The following is a 19,214-nucleotide window of genomic DNA, read 5'->3' on the forward strand; positions in this document are numbered from 1 at the left end:
AGCCAGGACGCGGATCGAGGGGCGGGCAATGGATGAAAAAATACTACACTGGGTGGTGTGCCCACAGTGTGCGGAACGTCAGTGGCGGACCGAAACCGAGGCCGTGCGCTGCGAGTCGTGCGGCTCCCGCTACCCCGTGCAAAACGGCGTGCTCAACCTGCTGCCGGGCGGCCCCCATTTTCTGACCGCAGCTCAGCGCACGAATTTCTGGGCGCCGGTAGCCTGGGGCTATGAAGACCTGTGGCGGCGTCGTTCTCTCAGTCTGCTCAGCGGGCAACCCTTGGGCCTTGAGCGCGAACTGGCCCTGCTGAACGAGTGGCTGGCCGATGCGCAGGGCGGAGTCTTCCTGGATCTGGCCTGTTCACACGGTCTTTACGCGCGGGCATTGGCGGGGCCGCGCGGTCTTGATCGGGAAATCATTGCGCTGGACAGCTCCCCGCGCATGTTGCAGGCGGCGGCGCGCAAGGTGCGCCAGGCCCAACTGGCCGCGACGGTTCATCTGCTGTGCGCCGAAGGGGAATCGCTGCCGTTTGCGGCCGATTCACTGGATGGCATTGTTTGCGGCGGCTCTCTCAACGAGTTCAAGATGGCAGAGCTGGTGGTGGCCGAGGCCAGCCGGGTTCTCAAGCCGGGCGCACCCTACTTTTCGATGCATCTGCTGAGCAGCGGCGCGGCGTGGCCGCGGCGTTTGCAGGGTCTGGCGCGCCGGGGCGGTATCCATTTTTGGGATGCCGATGGTGTGCAGGCGCTGTTTGCCGACCGGGGCTTGCGCCTGGTGCGCCGCGCCCGCTTTGGCATCGTGGAATTTGCACTGTTCAAGAAAGAGGGCGGATGATGGCTTTGGACCGGGTGGAAGTACGTGATTTGCTCCTACGCTGCATCATCGGCATCAATCCCGAAGAGCGCACCCATCCGCAGGATGTGCTCATCAATCTGACGATGTTTGCCGATCTGCGGCCGGCTGGAAACAGCGATGACATTGGCGATGCCGTCAACTATAAGACGGCCAGCAAGCGCGTCATCGCGCTGGTGGAACAGTCGCAGTTCTTCCTGGTCGAAAAGATGGCGGCTGAGATTGCGCGTTTGATCCTCACCGAGTTTGCCGTCGAGCGGGTGCAGGTGCGCGTGGAGAAGCCGGGCGCGCTGCGTTTTGCCCGTTCGGTGGGCGTTGAGATCGAGCGCACGCGGGCCGATTTCGATCTGCTGCCGCTGCCCGCCCGGCCGTGAACACCGTTTTTCTCAGCCTGGGGTCGAACATCGAGCCGGAGCAGCATCTGGCCGATGCTCTGCGACGCCTGGCAGCCCTGGGTGAAATGGTCGCGGTCTCGCCGGTGTATGAATCGTTACCCGCGGGCGACCCTGACCAGCCCAATTACCTGAATCTGGTCGTGCTGCTGAGCACCAACCTGGCGCCGGTCGCCCTCAAACAGCAGCTTCTCACCATCGAACAGGCGTTGGGGCGCGCGCGCAGCGCCAATCTCAATGCGGCGCGCACGATTGACCTTGACATTGCCCTCTTCAACCTCGACATTCTTCTTGTAGGCAAGCGCCACATCCCTGATCCCGATATCCTGACACAGCCCTACCTGGCGTGCCCATTGGCGGACCTGGCGCCCGAATTCTTTCATCCAGAGACGGGTCAAACCCTCAGTGCCATCGCGGCGCCATTTCGCCAGCGGACTGACATCTTGCGCCGTGACGATGTGCATCTGCTGGCGGTCAAATAGCCACAGATCACGGTTTCAGAAAGCGAGCAAAACAACATGAATCCCATGAAAGTCAATGTAGACGATTTCGACGCCTTTCGCACTGAATTGATCGAGGATGAGCCGGGCTGGGCTGATGCCGATATCCAGGTGGCGGTACGCAGCATCTTGACCGCGATTGGCGAAAATCCCGAACGGCAGGGCCTGGTCAAAACCCCGCTGCGCGTCGCCAAAATGTACGAAGAGCTGACGGCCGGTTATCACGTGGACCCGGCGGCACTCATCAACGATGCCATCTTCGAGGTGCATTACGATGAAATGGTGGTTGTCAAGGATATTGACTACTACAGCCTGTGCGAGCATCACATGCTGCCGTTCATGGGCAAGGCGCACGTGGCCTACCTGCCGCGTGGCAGGGTGTTGGGCCTGAGCAAGATTCCGCGCATCGTGGAGATGTACGCGCGGCGGTTGCAGGTGCAAGAGCGCATGACGATGCAGATTGCCGATTTGATCGAGGAAGTGCTGAACCCCCTGGGAGTTGCCGTCGTTTGCGAGGGCGTGCATCTGTGTGCGGCCATGCGCGGGGTCAAGAAGGCCAACGCGCGCATGGTGACGAGCGCCATGCGTGGCGCGTTTCGCAACAATCCGCAGACGCGCAACGAGTTTTTGAAGCTGCTCAATCATGCCGATGCGCATTGAGCGCGCGCTGGCTGCATCGAGTTGGCGCGCCGGCTGACGCCGCGCCCGGCTTTGCGTTCGCTGGCGCTCTGCGCTACAATCATGCCAGTCACGATTCTAGCCTGGTGTAAGCAACGAATGACATTACCAACCATCACATCCGACCTGCCCGGTATTGGCGGGACACTCAAGCAGTCGCCTGAGCATTTTGTGGTTACAGAGATCCCGTTGTATGACGCAAGTGGCGACGGCGATCATCTCTACGTCAACCTGACGCGGCGTGGCTGGAACACGCGCGATGTGGCGCTGGCCCTGGCCCGCCTCTTTGATCTGCACGTGGACGATATCGGTTTCGCCGGCTTGAAAGACCGTCAGGCGCTGACGACGCAGACCTTTTCGCTCCTGCGGGTGCCGGCCGAGGACGCCGCCGCACGCATTGCCGCCGAACTGCCCTTCGAGGTCAACTGGGTCAGCCGTCACCGCAACAAACTACGCACCGGACATCTGCTGGGCAATCGTTTTGCCATTTTCATCGCGGACGTCCTGCCGGACGCCTTAGCGCGGGCCGAGGCGGTGACGGCTGCGCTGCACGTCCGCGGCATTCCCAACTTCTTTGGCGCTCAACGCTTCGGCCAGGACGGCGACAACGCGACGCGTGGACATGAGGTGCTCTTGGGGCGCGGCCCGCGCCAACGCTGGCTGCGCCGTTTCCTGATCTCGGCGTTTCAATCTGATCTGTTCAACCGCTATCTGGAGCAGCGCATCGCCCTGGGCGCGTTCTCTCATCTGTTGGCCGGCGACGTGGCAAAGAAGCACAGCACCGGCGGCCTGTTCGTTGTCGAAGACCTGGAACGCGAGCAGCCGCGTTTTCAGGCCGGCGAGATCAGCTTTACCGGTCCGCTCTTTGGGGCCAAAATGAAGGCGGCCGCCGAGGCAGCCGCGGCTCTCGAAGCCGGCATCCTGGCGCAGGCTGCACTGCCGCCGTCTGCCTTCAAGAAGGCGGATGTGGATGGCGGCCGGCGCTTGGGCCGCTTGTTGCTCGATCGCGTCGAGCTGGATGCAACCGACTTGTCTGCCGCTGGTGGAGGACTCTGGGTGCGCTTCACGTTGCCCAAGGGCGCCTATGCCACGGTCGTGCTGCGTGAGTTCATGAAGGACGATGTGGTTTTGGGCGAAGAGGACGAGGGTGATGATTAGGCCCGCGTGCTCTTCGATCTGGGACGCTTGCACGGGGCCAAACGTCGCAACCGCTATTCTTGCGACGCGACGTAAAGCAGTGTAAAATTCCAGCTTGATAAACTGGGGACCCATTCTACCGCGAAAAGCCAGAGGAGCCGTCAACGGGGTGGTCGAGCAATTTGGCCTGCGTCACAGTCTGTTGCTTCAGCGTTTGTTGCCAAGCATCGAACGCCTGGACATGGTGCATGCTTTGACGCGTCCGCGCGACCCGTTGACTGTGGCCATGATGTCGCCGTTTCCCTGGCGCGGCATCGGTATTGCCACCTACGTCCTGCAGGAAACTGGGGACAGTGCGCCCTTACAGGGCTTTGTGCAGGTTCTCAAGCGGCCAGAACGGCCCGAAAGCGATATTTTGGCCCTGGCGCCAGCGTTGACCAGCGAGCAGCCAGACGCAGACGAGATTTGGGTGCGCCTCCTAACCCGCATGGCGTTGGGGGCGGGTCATCATGGTGTGCAGCGCATCTTTGCCAGTGTGCCGGCGGACGGGCGTGAGGCCGATGTGCTGCGCCAGGTGGGCTTTGTGCCCTACACCCAAGAAACCATTTTTCGCTTGGATGGAGGACCGAGTGCCAGGCCGGCCGACGCGGACGCAGGCATCCGTCGGCAGCAGGATGCGGACGCCTGGGCTTTTCAACGCTTGTACCATGCCACCACCCCGCCTGTGGTGCAGCATGCCGAAGGCCCCGCGGCGAGTGAGAGCAAAGGCTTCCTCCCGGCCTGGTGGGAATCGGGCCTGCATGCCCAGGGCTATGTGGCCGGCGGCGCTGATGCCCTGGCCGCGGCGGTGCAGATAGTGTCTGGCCCGGCCGGGCACTGGCTACGTTTGTGGAGTGGCGACGGCGATGCGCAGACGGCCGGTCGCCTCGTGGATTGGTGCCTGACGGCCGTGCGGTCCGCGCACAAGGCGCGCCCCATCTATCTGGCACTGCGTGATTATCAAGGCGGACTGCGAACGATGCTCGAAGAGCGCAACTTTCACCCTTACCTGCGTCGCACCAGGCTGGTCAAACACCTGGTGGTGCGGGTCCGGGAAACAGAGCCGGTGCTGATGCCGGTGCCGGGATTGGCAAGCAGCGTTTTTATGCTGCACATACGATCATTGTGGGACTGTAGGACTGTAGGACTGTAGGACTAGTCGAACGAAGGATGAGTCAACACAAAATTACGGATGATCTGAATGCGCTGTTGGCCGTGCTACCGCGGCGGATTCAGGAGGCGTTACGCACTCAGAATCATAGCGACGAACTGCTGGAGGTGGTGCTTGACCTGGGCCGTTTGCCCGAAGCACGCTTCATCGAGTTCGAGGTGGTCTTGAGCGAGGAAGAGGTCAGCGCCGCTGACCTGCAAGACGTGGTGTCGCGTATCGGTGAGTTTACCGAAGACAACCGCGCCGGTATCGAACGCACGCTGCATCGCATCTCCTGTCTGCGCAACCGCCAGGGCCACATCATCGGCATGACCTGCCGGGTGGGCCGCGCGGTGTACGGCACGATTGACATTATCGAGGACATCATCATCAGGTCCGACAAGAGTATTCTCTTGTTGGGGCGTCCTGGTGTGGGCAAAACCACGCTCCTGCGCGAGTCGGCGCGTGTCTTGGCCGACAAGAAGCGTGTGGTGATCGTGGACACCTCGAACGAAATCGGCGGCGACGGCGATATTCCGCATCCCTCCATTGGCCGGGCGCGACGCATGCAGGTGCCCACGCCCTCGTTGCAGCACGAGGTGATGATCGAAGCGGTGGAAAATCACATGCCCGAGGTGATCATCATTGACGAGATTGGCCGCGAGCAGGAGGCTGTGGCGGCGCGCACCATTGCCGAACGCGGCGTGCAGTTGATCGGCACCGCGCATGGCGGCACGCTGGAAAACCTGCTGCTCAACCCAACCCTGTCGGACCTGGTGGGCGGCATCGAAAGCGTGACCTTGAGCGATGAAGAGGCTCGGCGCCGCGGGACGCAGAAATCGGTGTTGGAACGGCGCGCGCCACCCACCTTTGATATTTTGGTCGAGATTCAGGATCGCCAGCGCCTGCTCATTCATCATGACGTGGGGGCCGCGGTGGATGCGCTGCTGCGCGCCCGCGCCTTGCCAGCCGAGTTACGCTGGCGCGATCCCGAGGGTACCGTTCATGTCGAGCGGATGCAGACCAGCGCCACCAGCAGCTCGTTGGTGCGTCAGTCGCAATGGTCGTCCACCAGTCGCGGCGATGGCGGCGGCAGCGACGATAACGAGATGACGGTCTTTGGCAAGCCGACGCCGCTGTCCATGCCCCTGACGCGGCCCGCCGAAAATGGTGGCAATCTGCGTACGCGGCGCATCTACGCCTATGGGGTAGGACAGCAGCGCCTGCGTCAGGCCGCACAAAATTTGCATGTGCCGGTGCAGATTGTGGAAGACCTGCGCGAAGCCGACATGGTGATCACCCTCAAGAACTACTACCGCAAGCAGCCGCAGCCGATTGCCGAGGCTGAACGCCGCGGAATCGCCGTCTACGTGCTGCGCTCCAACACGGTGACGCAGATGGAAACCTGCCTGGCTGACGTTTTTGGTCTGCCCGCACAACCGGTGGACACCTTCGCGGTGGCCGTGGACGAGACCAGCCAGGCCATTCAACGCGTGCTGGGCGGCGCGGTTTCGGTAGATCTGACCCCGCAGGCGTCCTTTGTGCGCCGCCAGCAGCATCAGATGGCTCGCGAAGCCAACCTGGTTTCGAACAGCTTTGGCCGTGAGCCGCAGCGCCGCGTGCGCATTTATCGAGAGTAAGCCTTGAGCCTGTTCATCACGTTCGAAGGGCCGGAGGGCAGCGGCAAGACCACGCAGATTCAACTGCTGGCGGCGTGGCTGCGTGCGCAGGGTCAGCTGGTGCTGGCCACGCGGGAGCCGGGCGGGACCGCCATCGGGGATCGCGTGCGTGCCATCCTGCTGGATACGATTCATCAGGAGATGCAGCCGCAGGCCGAAATTCTCCTGTTTTCGGCGGCGCGCGCGCAGGTTGTGGGCCAGATCATCCGTCCACACCTGGCGCGTGGCGGTGTGATCCTCTGCGATCGTTATGCCGATTCCACCCTCGCCTACCAGGGCTATGGGCGCCATCTCGATCTCGCGACGCTGCGCCTCATTACTGACTTTGCCACCGGTGGTTTGCGGCCTGATCTGACCTTTTGCCTTGACCTGCCGGTGGAGGTGGGGCTGCGACGCAAGCGGGTCGGCGCGGGCGAGGAGTGGAATCGCATGGAGCAGGAGACGCTGGCCTTTCATGAGCGCGTGCGCCGTGGCTACCTGGACATGGCCCAGGCTGAACCGGCACGCTGGCGCCTGTTGGACGCAACCCAGCCGGTCGAGGCCCTGCAGGCGACCCTGCGCATGGAGGTGGCGGCGCACCTGGGATGACCGTGAGAGTGGGGAGCGTGTGTGCAGATTGGACGGTGAGCGTTTGGCCCGACGGGGCGCCGTCGGGGCCGCGAGGTCGAAGTTCACCTGCCCGGAGTGATCGCAGTCAGTTCCCCGGTTTTCCAGAGGAGGCACGCGTATGAAACTCTTGTTGGCGATTGTGCAGAGCGATGATGCACGAGGCCTGTTGGATCGTTTGGTGCAGCGAGGCTACAGCGCCACGGTTATCAGCACCACCGGTGGCTTTCTGCGTGAGGGCAACTCGACGATCATCCTGGGTGTAGACGATGAGCGAATGGAAGAAGCCCTGGGTCTGATTCGCGAAGGTTCACACACGCGTAAGCAGTATGTCAACCCGCTGCCGCCGGTGATGGAACCGGGCGAGTTGCACATCCCCATTCCGGTCGAAGTGGCGGTCGGGGGAGCCATCGTGTTCGTGTTCAGCGTCGAACGGTTCGAGAAATTTTAGGCGAGGGCTTGCCAAGAAATAACTTCCCGTTCTTGCCCGCGCTTTACCGGGAAAGAACGGGAACTTGGCCGTGGGCAAGCCCCTAGTCCATGACCCCAAAATCGTCGCCGCCGCCCGGCCCAGCCAGATCGGGCATGGTCTTTTCGATCTCCTCCGGGTCTTCTCCGGCCTCCAGGCGATTCACGACTTCGCGGAACTCATCACCCAGGTCTTCGCCCATTTCGCCGCTCATCTTGCGCATCCAGCGCGCCAGGGACTTAGGGTCATTTTCGTCCAGGTCTCCCATGCTGCTGGGATCGGCCAGGTTGTCCAGGCGGCTTTCTTCGGAGCGCAGAAGCGCCACTTTGGAGATGAGGCGGCTCAGATGGGTGCCGCCGCAGCGTGGGCAGACCGGCTGCCCGGCCGCCGCAGCGGACATGGTGCGCCACAGCAGGCTGACCCGCCGTTGGCACTGGTGGCATTGGTATTCGTAAATTGGCATTATCAACTCGTTTTGGGTCAGATTTTGCACGGACGGTGAGATTATAATCGCAACCGGGAAGCTGTCAACCTCCGCCGGCCCCCGCGTGGCCCCATGTATCGGGGAGATTCTAGGGGAGATTCCAGGGGAGATTCCAGGGGAGATTCCAGGGGAGATTCCAGGGGAGATTCCAAAGGAAACCTATGGTAAGCGACGAACTGATGGAATGGTATCACAATTTGCGGCGGCCGCGGCCGATGCTGATCATCATCAGCGGGCCATCGGGCGTGGGCAAGGATGCGACACTGGATGCCATGAAGCAAATGGGCACCCCGTTCTATTTTGTGGTGACGGCGACGACGCGACCGCGGCGCGAGTATGAAACCGACGGCGTGGACTACCATTTCATCTCGATGGCTGATTTTGCCACGATGATTGACAACGACGAACTGCTCGAATACGCCATGGTCTACGGCGATTATAAGGGTATTCCGAAAAAACATGTGCGTGACGCGCTCGCCAGCGGCCGCGATGTGGTCATGCGCATTGACGTGCAGGGCGCGGCCACGATTCGCCGCTTGGTGGCGGGCGCTATCACCGTGTTCATGACCGCCCCGTCCGAAGAGGAGCTGGTGATGCGCCTGCAGCGGCGCAAGACCGAATCGGACGATCAACTCAGGTTGCGCATTGCCACGGCGCGCAAGGAGCTACAGCGCGTCAACGAATTCGACTATGTGGTGGTCAACCAGGAAGATCACCTGGCTGACACCGCGCGCCAGATCATGGCGATCATCGCGGCCGAAAAGTGCCGCGTCCATTGGAAACCGGTTGAGCTGTGAACATGACATTTCCATTCTCAGAAGCGCCGCCTCCGCCACCGACCAGCGGTGACGTGTCTGGCTTGCGGCGAATTTCCTTGCCAACCCACCCACCGCTGTGGAGCTATGTCCTGATTGGCGTCAATGTCGCCATCTGGCTGATCCTGGAAGTCATTGGCGTGATGGTGTTCGGTGAACGCAACGCGACCGTAAATGGGCAGTTCATGCTGCTTTTCGGCGCCAAGTACAACGCTCTCATCAGCGCCGGGGAATGGTGGCGCCTGCTCAGCGCAGCCTTCCTGCACTTTGGTCTTTTCCACTTGTTGATGAATAGCTTTTCGCTGTATCAACTGGGGCCTCAGATCGAGAGGCTCTTTGGTCGCGGGCGTTTCCTGGCGATCTATCTGCTGGCTGGCCTCTACGGTAATTTGTTCAGCTACCTGTTCTCGACTTCGCTTGCGGCCGGCGCTTCGGGCGCCATTTTTGGGCTGCTTGGCGCGTTCATCGCCTATCTGCGCCGTTATCGCACGCTCTTCGGCAAGCCGGGCCAACAGATGCTGCAGAGCATGCTGGTGGTTGTCGGCATCAATCTGGTGTACGGCATCACCAGCGGCGTGGTGGACAACTACGCCCATATCGGCGGCCTGGCCACCGGTTTCATCCTGGGCGAACTGTTGCGGCCAGAGTACGCGCCGCCGCAACAGTTCAGCGGGCCGCAGGTGATGACCGACGTGCGCAGCGCGTCGCGCACGCGCCTCGTCGCCGGCCTGGGGCTGCTGGGCGTGCTGGCAGGCGTCAGCCTGGGCACCCTGCTGGGACGGTAGGCGGCGGGCATCATGTCCAGGAATCAGAAAACGCTGGCGATGCGCGTGCTGGAGGGACACAACATCCCCTACACCGCGTTCTACTACGACGTGCCGGAGCACCTGTCGGCGGCGGAGGTGGCCGCGGTGATTGGCCTGCCGCCGGAGCAAACATTCAAGACTCTGGTGGTCATGCCAGATCGCCCGGCGGCCAAACCGATCCTGGTCCTGCTGCCTGGCGACAGCCAGCTCGATCTGAAGAAGCTGGCCGCGGCCGCGGGCGAGAAGAAGATGCAGATGGCGCCGCACAGGGAGGCGGAACGCATCACCGGCCTGGAGAAAGGCGGCATCTCGCCCCTGGCTCTGCTCGATCGGCATTATGACGTGTTCGTAGATGAAACGGCCATCCTCTTCGATCAGATCGAAATCAGCGCGGGCAAGAAGGGCGCCGGCATCCTGGCGCCAGTTGCGCCGCTGCTCAGGCTGTTGAACGCGATGCTGGTGGACCTGGCAACGACCGTCTGAGGTGGCAAGAGGAGCTACGCATGATCATTCACGAGTTACGTCTGCTGACCCATCGCCTGCAGGAGCAGCGGGACTTCTATCACCACCTGCTCGGTTTTCCCCTGCTGACCGCTGACGCTGACCAGGTTGCGCTGCAGGTTGGCTCATCAACGTTGATCTTTGCGGCCGCGGCGACACCCACGCCCGCACCCTATCATTTCGCCTTCAACATGCCCGAGGGGCAGTTTACCGAGGCCAAAGCCTGGCTGGCGGCGCGCGTGCCGCTCCTCACCGACGCCAGCGGCGCGGACGAATTCGACTTCAGCGCCTGGAACGCCCATGCCATCTACTTTGCCGACCGCGACGGCAACATCGGCGAGTTCATTGCCCGCCATGACCTGCCCAGCCCCGCGACGCGCGCGTTCGGCGCGACCAGCCTGCTCAGCATCAGCGAGATCGGCCTGGCGGTGGATAATGTTCTGCACCTTGTAGAGAGATTACAGACAAGCATACACCTTCCGGTGTATCGTCAGCATCCCACCGCAACATTCACGGCCATGGGTGATGAACACGGTCTCCTGATCGTGGTGAAAGATGGGCGGCGCTGGTTTCCCGAAGAACGCGTGGCGGCACATGCGACTCCCCTCACGGTTGTCATCTCCGATGCGACGGCCGGGCAGCGCACTATCCATGGCCCGCCCTACCAGATCGCGTGAGTTCAAGCAATCGTCAGACAATAAAAGGAGAATACCATGAAGATCGGTCTGCTGGTGATGGCGCTTTTAGGCGCCTTGTTTGGCTGGCATGATTCCCCGCGTAGCACGGTGGTCAGCGTGCCGGCCGCGATTTTTACGGTGAACAGCGTGAACGATGCGGTGGATCTGGTGGCCGGCGATGGCAGTTGTGATTCCAGTGCGCAGCCGAACGACCAGTGTACTTTGCGCGCGGCGATTCAGGAAACCAACGCCCTCGCCGGCGCGGACACCATTATGCTGCCCGCCGGCACCTACACGCTCACGATTCCTGGTATTGCTGAAAACCTGGCTGCCACGGGCGACCTTGACATCCGTGATAGCTTGACGCTAATCGGCGCCGGGGCCGCGGCGACTGTCATTGACGGCGGCGCGCTGGATCGGGTCTTTCATCTCGTGACCAACGGCAGCACGATGCAGATCAGCGGTGTGACGATACGTCATGGCGATGCCATGCTGTCCGGGGCGGGCGGCGGTTTTATGCTGCTGGCTAACACCCGCCTGCTGCTGGTGGACAGCGTCGTGCGCGACAGCGTGAGTCCGGCCGGGGGCGGCATTTTTGGCCTGAATACCTCGCACCTGACGATCAGCGGCAGCTCGATTGAACTCAACACGTCCGATTCAAGCAACGGCGGCGGCATTGACGCTTCAGGTACGGTGACCATTACGGCCAGCACCATCCTGAGCAACACCGCCATCAATAGTGCATCTGGCGGCGGCATCAACATCGGCGCTGGCGGCCTGCTGTTGTTGCAGAACAGCACTCTGAGTGGCAATCGGGCCACCAATGCTGGCGGTGCGATTTTTATGGCTGGCAATGTGAGGTTGAGCAACGTCACGATCACGGCCAACCAGGGCAACTCGGACCTCAGCGGCGGGAACGGGGCCGGAGGTATTCATATTTCTGCCGGCACCTTGACCCTGAAGAACACGGTGCTTGCCGGCAATCACGATGGCGTGGCCGACCTGATTCCAGACTGCAACGGTTCACCCACGTCGCTCGGCTATAACGTGATTGGCATCAACAACGGCTGCGCGTTGTCCGCGGCGCCCGGCGATCAGATTGGGACGCTTGCCAGTCCGCTCGATGCCAAAGTGGGGCCATTGGGTAACCACGGCGGCGCCACCCTGACCCATGCCCCGCTGGCCGGCAGCCGGTTGCTTGACCGCGGTAATCCGGCCGCGCCCGGCAGTGGCGGCGCCGCCTGTGAAGCGACTGATCAAACGGGAATTGTCCGCCCCCGCGATGGCGATGGCGACGGAGCGGCGCGTTGTGATAGCGGCGCCGTGGAGAGCTTGTGTCTACTGAGAAGCGATTTCAATCATGATCTGGCAGTCACTGTGGCCGACATTCAAGCCAGCGCGCTGAGCTGGCTGAGCAACGATCCGCTCTACGATCTGGACAACAACGGCGTGGTCAATGTCGTGGACATCAGCCTGGTAACCGCAGATTTTGGATACACCTGCCCAGCTGCCCACCCGGCTAGTAAATAAACGGGATTAGCTTGCACACGCGTGCCTGGTAGTTGCCATAGTTCGCCAGTTTTTGCCGCATCCAGAATTCTTCGCGACGGGATTTGAGGTCGAAGAAGATGAACAGCACCAGCGCGTACAACACGCCGAGGGTGCTGCGGTTGACCAGGCCCCAGCCCAGCGCCGCCAGGATGATGCCTGCGTAGATCGGATGGCGTACGAATCGGTACGGCCCGGAGGCAACCAACTTGGCGCCCTCCACCGGATGAGGGAGCGCGCTGAGGTTGGAGCCAAGCCGCAAGACGGCGCTGCTGCTCAACAGACCGCCTGCGATCACCAGGGCCACGCCCGTCAGCGCCAGGCCGGCCGCCCAACGGCCTGACCAGGCCGGCAGTCCCGGCGCTGTTTTGGGGCCAAACACCACCAGGGCAAAGAGCACGCCCTGGATGATCACAAACCACTCGCCACGTTGATTCTTCCACCATGGTGCCATTGCTTCTCGATGTGGCTCCTTTCGGGTTATTACGGTCCTCAGGCGTTTCTGCTAACGCCTCTGCGAACGCCATTGTAGCACATCTGGTGTGTAACAGTATCTTCTCAATTTGTAGGAGCGCACCCTTGCGGTCGCCCACGCGGGCAGGCGCAAGGCCATGCCCCTGCCCCGGATTATTGAAAAGATACGTGTAACAGACACTTGTGGCCCGCCGTCAGAATTTGCGCTCGTACTGATTATTTTCTTGTCTTTCTCTTCGACCGTTCGCTTGCTGGTTGATACCTTCCTGTTCCCCGCACTCATCAAGCTCTGGTCTCCCGCTTCGTGCTCCCTGCTCGCCGTCTCGATGCCCACCGATGTGCCGCTCATTCCGATGGTTCTACTGAAGTCTGGATTGATTCTCGGAGGTTCGCATGTCTCAACGCACTCGCCGCATCTATCTTGTCTTGACCTGGCTCGTGATTCTGACGTTGACGATGACCCCTTTGGCGCAGGCCGATCAAGCGGTGCGCGCCATGCCTACCGCACCGACGCTGCCGACTCTGTTGCCGCCGGCCGGCCGCAATGGCCTGGGCATGGGCCAAAAGGAGAACGGCAACCCGGCCGACGTCCCCATCCAGATGATGGATGGGGCCAATGTCACCAACGGCAACCTGCTCCTGAGCGACACGCACTTCCAGTTCAACGGCGTTGGCCCCACCTTTGGCTTGCAGGTGGCCTACAATAGCCAGGCCGCGCCGACCCTCGCGCCGATGGGGCGCAAATGGACACACAGCCTCAACGTCTACCTGGAAACAACCAGCAACGGTCTGCGCCTGCACAAGGGCGATGGCGAGACCATTGACTACCTGAACAGTTGTCGCCAGGATGTCAACCGCACGGCAACGCCGATTGATGTCCTCGATGTGCAGTTGGACGCCGAACGCTGGGGCACGCAGCTTGGCGACTCCTTCTTCGATGTTTTCTTCGACGTGCAATTGCCGGCCGATAACCGCACCGATATCGTGGATGTGCAGACCGTGGCCGCGGCGTTCGCACTGCCCTGCACGGACGTGCTGCCGGCCTATCAACTGTGGACAGGCTATCAGGCCGATGGCGTCTTCAGCGAGATCATCGCCGACCCGGCCGGCCCGCAGTTGCGCACGCGTGATGGCCTGATCTATCAGTTCCGCCCGCTGGCCGATCTGGTTGCGCCGGGCTACCTGGCCAGCGTGATGGACCGCAGCGGCAATGGCTACATGCTGACTTATGCACCCAGCAGCGGACGCCTGACCCAAGCCGAGAGCACCTCCGGCATGTCGCTGCAATTTCTCTACAACACGAATGGCACCCTGCGCCAGGCTCGCGATCATACCGGCCGCCAGGTCAACTACAACTACGGCGGCGGCGGCGATTTGGCCAGCGTCAATCGCTTTGGCGCGGCCTGGCGCACCTATGGCTACACCGGTGTTGATCTCCTGGAAACCGACACTGACGCGATTGGCAAAATGACCCAGTATCAGTACGATGGCCTGGCGCGCCTGATCTCGCTGCAGCGGCCGGACACCTTGCTGCCGCAAACTTACAATTATGCGGTCGGCCAGACCGACGTGACCGATCCCCTGGGCCGCATGACCACGGTGATGTACGCGCCCACCAGCAGCCGCATCAGCCAGGTGAGCAACAGCGCCACCGGCATGGTCATCCTGTACGACTATGACAGTCGCGGCAACCTGCAGCACCTGGGCGGCGGAGACGGCAATCACTACGAGTACGACAGCCGCGGCAGCCTGCTGCGCATCCAGTCCGCACACCCGGACCCGGCCGCGACCGAGCGCCTGGAGACTCGTTTCACCTATGACCTGTGCAACAACCAGACGTCGGTGCAGGATGCGCAGGGCGCGGTGACCAGCAACACCTACAGCGCCACGACCTGCCAGTTGCTCAGCTCCACCGACCCGCTGGGCCACACGACGCAGTTCATCAATAACGGTCGCGGCCAGCCGCTGCAGATTGTGGATACGCTGGGTGCGGTCACGCAGAATACCTATGACGGCGATGGGAATCTGACACAGGCGATGGACGCGGGCGGCAATGCCACAACCTTCACCTTTGACAACCTCAACCGCCGCGTGAGTGAGACCAAGCCAGGCGGCGGCGCCACCACGTTCCAATATGATACATTCGACCGCCAGACACGCATCACGGCCGCGCTGGGCGGCGTGACACAGATGGTGTACGACGCGCTGGGCAATCTCACCGCGGCCACCGATCCTGACGCCCGCACGACCGAGTACACCTACGACGGTCGCGGCAACAAGCTGGCAGTAAAGGACGCGGCCGGCCACACCACCCAGTACATGGTCGACGCCGCGAATCGCATGGTGCGCATGACCGATCCGGCCGGGCAGATGACCCAGGTGACCTACGACGGTCACGACCGCCCCGTGCAGGTGGTGGCGCCGCAGGGGCAGACGACGACTCTGGCTTACGATGATGCCAGCCGGGCGCGCACGATCACGAACGCAGTCGGCCAGACCACGACCTTTCAATTGGATCGCATCGGCCGTGTGACACAGGTGACGAACGCGGACGGCAAATCCAATGTCTACCAATACAACCTGGCGGGCAACATCATTCAGGTCACCGACCCGCTCAGCCGCACGGAAACTTTCGCCTACGATGCTGCAGGGCGCAAGCTCAGCGAGACCGATGCCCTGAGCCAGACGACGACCTATGCGTATGACGCTGGCGGCAACGTGACCGCGCTGACGAACGCGCGCGGCCAAACCACCAACTTCAGCTATGACTACGCCCATCGCATGACCCAGGTGAACGATCCCCTGGGCGGCATGACGCAGTTGCAGTACGATGCACTCGGCCATACGACGGCTGTCATCAACGCGGTGGGACAGACGACGCAGTTTGTCTATGATACCGACGGCCGTTTGACCCAAGCCACGCGTGCGACCGGTGGCCCACCGGAGACGACGCAGATTCAGTACAGCCCGGCCGGTCGGCAGACGGGGATGATCGCGCCGCTAGGCAACAGCATCCAGACCACGCTCGATGCGTTGGGCCGCGTGGTGCAGGAGGTGGAGGGGGGGTACATTACCCTGTTCCAGTATGACAGCCGCGGGCGCCGCACCCAGATGACCGATGCCAACGGTGGGGTGTGGGTCTATGGCTATGATGACCTGGGGCGCCTGACCAGCAGCACGGATCCACTCAGCCGGCTGACGGGTTATCAGTATGATCTGCTCGGCAACCTGACCGACAAGATCGCGCCAGACGGCAGCATCACCCACTACGCCTACGACAATCAGAACCGCATCACGCGCACCGATTACAGCGATGGCAGCCACGATGAGCAGACGTATGATGCGGTCGGCAATGTCACGGCGGCCCGGCACTTCAACGGCAGCGGCGCCTTGACCACGGAGACCACGTTCACCTACGATGCGCGCAACCGGGTTGTGCAAACCGCGCAGGTGATCTCGCCCACGCTGGCAGCCATGATCGGCTATGAGTACGACGCGGTGGGCAACCCAACGCGCAAGACCTATCAACTGCCGGGGCTGACCGCGCCCGCGCAGGTGGATATGACCTGGGACGCGAAGAATCGTTTGACTCAGATGGTGCGCAGCGACAACGGCGGCACGCTGACCACAACAGAGGGCAAGACCTACGACCTGGAAGGCCGCGTCACGCAGTCTGTCTTCAGGAAGAACGGCGCGGCGGTGGGGTATGCAGTCTACAGCTACAACGGCGCCGGCCGCTTGAGCCAGGTGCGTCATTGCCAGGATGCAGGCTGCACGGTGCAGCTCTCACGCTTGCTCTACACCTATGATGCCAACGGCAACCGCTTGCAGGAGACAGTGGAGCAGGGCAGCCAGACGACGCAACTGCAATACACTTACGACCCGTTGACTCACAGCCGGTTGACGCGCGAGACGCGCGTGCAGGTGATTCCGCCTGGCCCAACCGCCTATGACACCCAATACACCTACGACAACGTGGGCAACCGCGTGCGCCGGGAGGAGATCAGCGGCGGCTGTATCCCTGGCACGACCTGTGTGCGCACCGATACGTTCTATGACGCTGCGCATCAGATTGCGCAGACGTTACAATACGAGGGCGGGGGGCCGCCGACGCAGATCATTCAGCACCTGTATGATGGCCGCGGCAATCTGCAGATGCGCCAGTCGGTGCTCGGCCCGGCCGTGATGGAGCAGTTTGCCTATGATCCCGGCGGCCGTCAGACCGCCTACGCCAATCCGCTGGCCGGCGACGCACGCACCTATGCCTACGATGCCTTGGGCAATAAGGTGTTGGACTGCAACGGCGGGGGCAGCAACTGCACGGGCTATCTGTACGATGGGCCGAATGTGGTGGCCGAGTATGGCAACGCGACCGGCATGCCCACGCTGAGCGCCAGTTATCTGTTCGGCCAGGAGATTGACGAGCAGGTGGCGCGCATCGTGCCCGGCAGCGCCACGGTTCACTTCTTCCTGCGCGATGCGCTCGGCTCCACGCGCCAGATCATTGACCAGGTGGGGGCGGTGGTCAAACGCTATGAGTACACGGCGTTCGGCGAATTATACAGCGAAGCGGGCACGATCGCGGCGCCGCCGAACAACCTGCTGTTCACCGGCCGGCCGCTCGACCGCACCAGTAATCGCTACGACTTCCGCACGCGCACCTATGACCCGACGGCAGGGCGCTTCCTGCAGCCCGACCCGATCTACGAAGGCTTGATCCTGTCGCAATGCCCGGCCTGCTGGCAGCATCCGCTGGAGCTGCGCTCGGTGATGCCGTTGTACACCTACGTGGGCAACAACCCGACCACGTACAACGATCCGACCGGCGAACAGTGGTGGTTCTGGTATCCCTGGTGGTGGGGCGTGGGCGCCTGGTTCTATCGGCCGTACGGCTGGTGGGGCTGGTGGTATGGCCCCTGGGGCTGGTTCGGACTGCGCTGGTGGTGGTGGCGCTGGTGGTGGCCGTCCAACCCGTGGTGGGGCGGCTGGTGGTGGTGGCAATGGCGCTGGTGGTGGTCCGGCTGGTGGTGGGGTTGGTGGGGTAACTTCTGCTGGCCCTGGTGGTGGTGGGGCAACTGGTGGTGGTGGCCCTGGTGGTTTGGCTGGGGCTGGTGGTGGTGGCCCTGGTGGTGGGGCGGCTGGTGGTGGCCCTGGTGGTGGTTCAAGTGGCGCGGCTGGTGGCACTGGTGGTGGTACTGGCCCTTCAAATGGGGCTGGTGGTGCGGCTGGTGGTGGCGCTGGTGGTGGCCCTGGTGGTGGGGCGGCTTCTGGTGGCCCTGGTGGTGGTTCAACTGGGGCGGATGGGGCTCCCCCTGGTGGCAAGGCTGGGGTTGGTGGTGGTGGCCCTGGTGGTGGGGCGGCTTCTGGTGGCCCTGGTGGTTCAGCTGGGGCTGGTGGCCCTGGTGGGGCGGCCGCTTCTGGTGGCCCTGGTGGTGGGGCTGGCGTTCCTGGTGGTGGGGCACCTGGTGGTGGGGCCCCTGGTACTGGTGGGGCGGCTGGGCTTGGTGGCCGTGGTCTTGGGGCTGGAACTGGTGGCCCTGGTGGTCATCGTGGTCCTTGCGCCCCTGGTGGTGGGGTCTGAACTGGATTTGGTGGGGCTGGTGGCGCCCGTGGTGGTGGTGGAACTGGTGGGGCGCCTGGTGGTGGTGGCCCTCCCGCTGGTGGTGGTGGTTCCCCCTGGCCGCGCCGCTCTATCGGGATGTGGGCGATGCGCCCGACTCCACCAATCACTACGGCGCCAGCATGGTGGCCTACACCGGCCCGCCCGCGGTGACCGCCGCGTTCCCCACGGTGTATGATCCGGACTTGGGCGCGCCGTATGGCCCCATGCACCGCTACCCACGATCCGACGCCTGGCTGGGCGCATGGGTCAGCCAAGAAAATGACGCAGACCTGATTCCCGACGAAGATGGCCCGGACTGGCCCAATCTGGACCCGCCGACGCCGCCGGGGTTGTCCAACCGGGATGAGTACGATGAGGGGGTGACACCGTCCAGCATCAACCTGCCGCACTGCGGGCTGACGAGCTTTACCTACACCGTTACGGTGGCCGGCGGCTGGCGCACGCGCTACGTCAATGTCTGGTTCGACTGGAATCGCGACGCCGCATGGGACGATACGATGAACTGCGGCGGTAACAACACGGCGCCGGAGTGGGCGGTGCAGAACCTGGCGCTGACCCTGGGGCCGGGCGCCTACACGCTGACCACGCCGGCCTTCCGGGCCTGGAAACCGGAGCCGAAGGCGCAGTGGATGCGCATCACCCTGAGCGAGGCGCCGTTTGCGCTCAACAGCGTGGGCGACGGGCCGGCCGGCGGTTTCCGCTACGGCGAGACGGAGGACTACGTCGCGCCGTAGAACAGATGAGACATGCCTTGTAGGCCGATCTGGACAGGATGAACAGGAT

The 19,214-nt window shown here is 62.7% G+C and carries 17 protein-coding genes; 15 read left to right on the forward strand and 2 right to left on the reverse strand.

From position 1 onward, the window contains the following. Positions 1-28: 28 nt before the first annotated feature. The 9 genes from IPM84_06205 to IPM84_06245 all read left to right on the forward strand — a co-directional run bounded on the left by IPM84_06205 (position 29) and on the right by IPM84_06245 (position 7,485). Positions 29-835, forward strand: coding sequence for a methyltransferase domain-containing protein (locus IPM84_06205; GenBank protein MBK9092361.1), 807 nt, complete (start codon positions 29-31; stop codon positions 833-835). After that, the gene (gene folB / locus IPM84_06210) at positions 832-1,227 is read left to right on the forward strand and encodes a dihydroneopterin aldolase (GenBank protein MBK9092362.1); all 396 of its coding nucleotides are present in this window, start codon (positions 832-834) and stop codon (positions 1,225-1,227) included. Before IPM84_06205 ends, folB begins: the two co-directional genes overlap by 4 nt. Further along, positions 1,224-1,727 carry a 2-amino-4-hydroxy-6-hydroxymethyldihydropteridine diphosphokinase gene (gene folK / locus IPM84_06215; protein MBK9092363.1) on the forward strand — a complete coding sequence of 168 codons (504 nt, stop codon included), beginning with the start codon at positions 1,224-1,226 and terminating at the stop codon, positions 1,725-1,727. Before folB ends, folK begins: the two co-directional genes overlap by 4 nt. Positions 1,728-1,763: 36 nt before the next feature. Then, positions 1,764-2,405 carry a GTP cyclohydrolase I FolE gene (folE, locus tag IPM84_06220; GenBank protein ID MBK9092364.1) on the forward strand — a complete coding sequence of 214 codons (642 nt, stop codon included), beginning with the start codon at positions 1,764-1,766 and terminating at the stop codon, positions 2,403-2,405. Positions 2,406-2,522: 117 nt separating this feature from the next. Then, positions 2,523-3,581, forward strand: coding sequence for a tRNA pseudouridine(13) synthase TruD (locus IPM84_06225; GenBank protein MBK9092365.1), 1,059 nt, complete (start codon positions 2,523-2,525; stop codon positions 3,579-3,581). Between the two features lie 148 nt (positions 3,582-3,729). Beyond that, positions 3,730-4,752 (forward strand): hypothetical protein, encoded by a 1,023-nt coding sequence (locus tag IPM84_06230; protein ID MBK9092366.1) that lies wholly within the window; start codon positions 3,730-3,732, stop codon positions 4,750-4,752. Between the two features lie 17 nt (positions 4,753-4,769). Continuing rightward, positions 4,770-6,389: an AAA family ATPase gene (locus tag IPM84_06235; GenBank protein ID MBK9092367.1), complete on the forward strand. Its 1,620-nt coding sequence runs from the start codon at positions 4,770-4,772 to the stop codon at positions 6,387-6,389. A 3-nt stretch (positions 6,390-6,392) separates the two neighbouring features. After that, positions 6,393-7,016: a dTMP kinase gene (locus IPM84_06240; protein MBK9092368.1), complete on the forward strand. Its 624-nt coding sequence runs from the start codon at positions 6,393-6,395 to the stop codon at positions 7,014-7,016. Between the two features lie 139 nt (positions 7,017-7,155). Continuing rightward, entirely contained in the window at positions 7,156-7,485 is a 330-nt protein-coding gene (locus IPM84_06245) for a cyclic-di-AMP receptor (protein ID MBK9092369.1), read from the forward strand. Between the two features lie 82 nt (positions 7,486-7,567). Here the strand turns inward: IPM84_06245 and IPM84_06250 are convergent, their stop codons facing one another. Continuing rightward, positions 7,568-7,966, reverse strand: coding sequence for a zinc ribbon domain-containing protein (locus tag IPM84_06250; GenBank protein ID MBK9092370.1), 399 nt, complete (start codon positions 7,964-7,966; stop codon positions 7,568-7,570). A 200-nt stretch (positions 7,967-8,166) separates the two neighbouring features. Between IPM84_06250 and IPM84_06255 the strand changes: the two genes are divergently transcribed. From IPM84_06255 to IPM84_06275, 5 genes are read left to right on the forward strand one after another with little or no spacing between them, the layout of a single operon-like run. Further along, positions 8,167-8,784 (forward strand): guanylate kinase, encoded by a 618-nt coding sequence (locus IPM84_06255; GenBank protein ID MBK9092371.1) that lies wholly within the window; start codon positions 8,167-8,169, stop codon positions 8,782-8,784. Positions 8,785-8,786: 2 nt separating this feature from the next. Next, entirely contained in the window at positions 8,787-9,587 is an 801-nt protein-coding gene (locus IPM84_06260; GenBank protein MBK9092372.1) for a rhomboid family intramembrane serine protease, read from the forward strand. A gap of 12 nt (positions 9,588-9,599) precedes the next feature. Next, positions 9,600-10,091: an aminoacyl-tRNA deacylase gene (locus IPM84_06265; protein ID MBK9092373.1), complete on the forward strand. Its 492-nt coding sequence runs from the start codon at positions 9,600-9,602 to the stop codon at positions 10,089-10,091. 20 nt (positions 10,092-10,111) lie between these two features. After that, complete coding sequence (locus IPM84_06270; protein ID MBK9092374.1) at positions 10,112-10,786, forward strand: hypothetical protein; 675 nt, start codon at positions 10,112-10,114, stop codon at positions 10,784-10,786. Positions 10,787-10,822: 36 nt separating this feature from the next. Beyond that, positions 10,823-12,316, forward strand: coding sequence for a hypothetical protein (locus IPM84_06275; GenBank protein ID MBK9092375.1), 1,494 nt, complete (start codon positions 10,823-10,825; stop codon positions 12,314-12,316). On the opposite strand, the gene IPM84_06280 is transcribed toward IPM84_06275, so the two are convergent. Next, positions 12,306-12,788, reverse strand: a complete 483-nt coding sequence (locus tag IPM84_06280) for an isoprenylcysteine carboxylmethyltransferase family protein (GenBank protein MBK9092376.1) — start codon at positions 12,786-12,788, stop codon at positions 12,306-12,308. The two genes, IPM84_06275 and IPM84_06280, sit on opposite strands and share 11 nt — an antisense overlap. A gap of 413 nt (positions 12,789-13,201) precedes the next feature. Here IPM84_06280 and IPM84_06285 point away from each other — a divergent pair, with 413 nt between their 5' ends. Next, positions 13,202-19,165, forward strand: a complete 5,964-nt coding sequence (locus IPM84_06285) for an RHS repeat-associated core domain-containing protein (GenBank protein ID MBK9092377.1) — start codon at positions 13,202-13,204, stop codon at positions 19,163-19,165. The last annotated feature ends 49 nt before the right edge of the window (positions 19,166-19,214 follow it).

Origin of the sequence: Candidatus Amarolinea dominans, assembly GCA_016719785.1 — a bacterium.
Taxonomy (GTDB): domain Bacteria; phylum Chloroflexota; class Anaerolineae; order SSC4; family Amarolineaceae; genus Amarolinea; species Amarolinea dominans.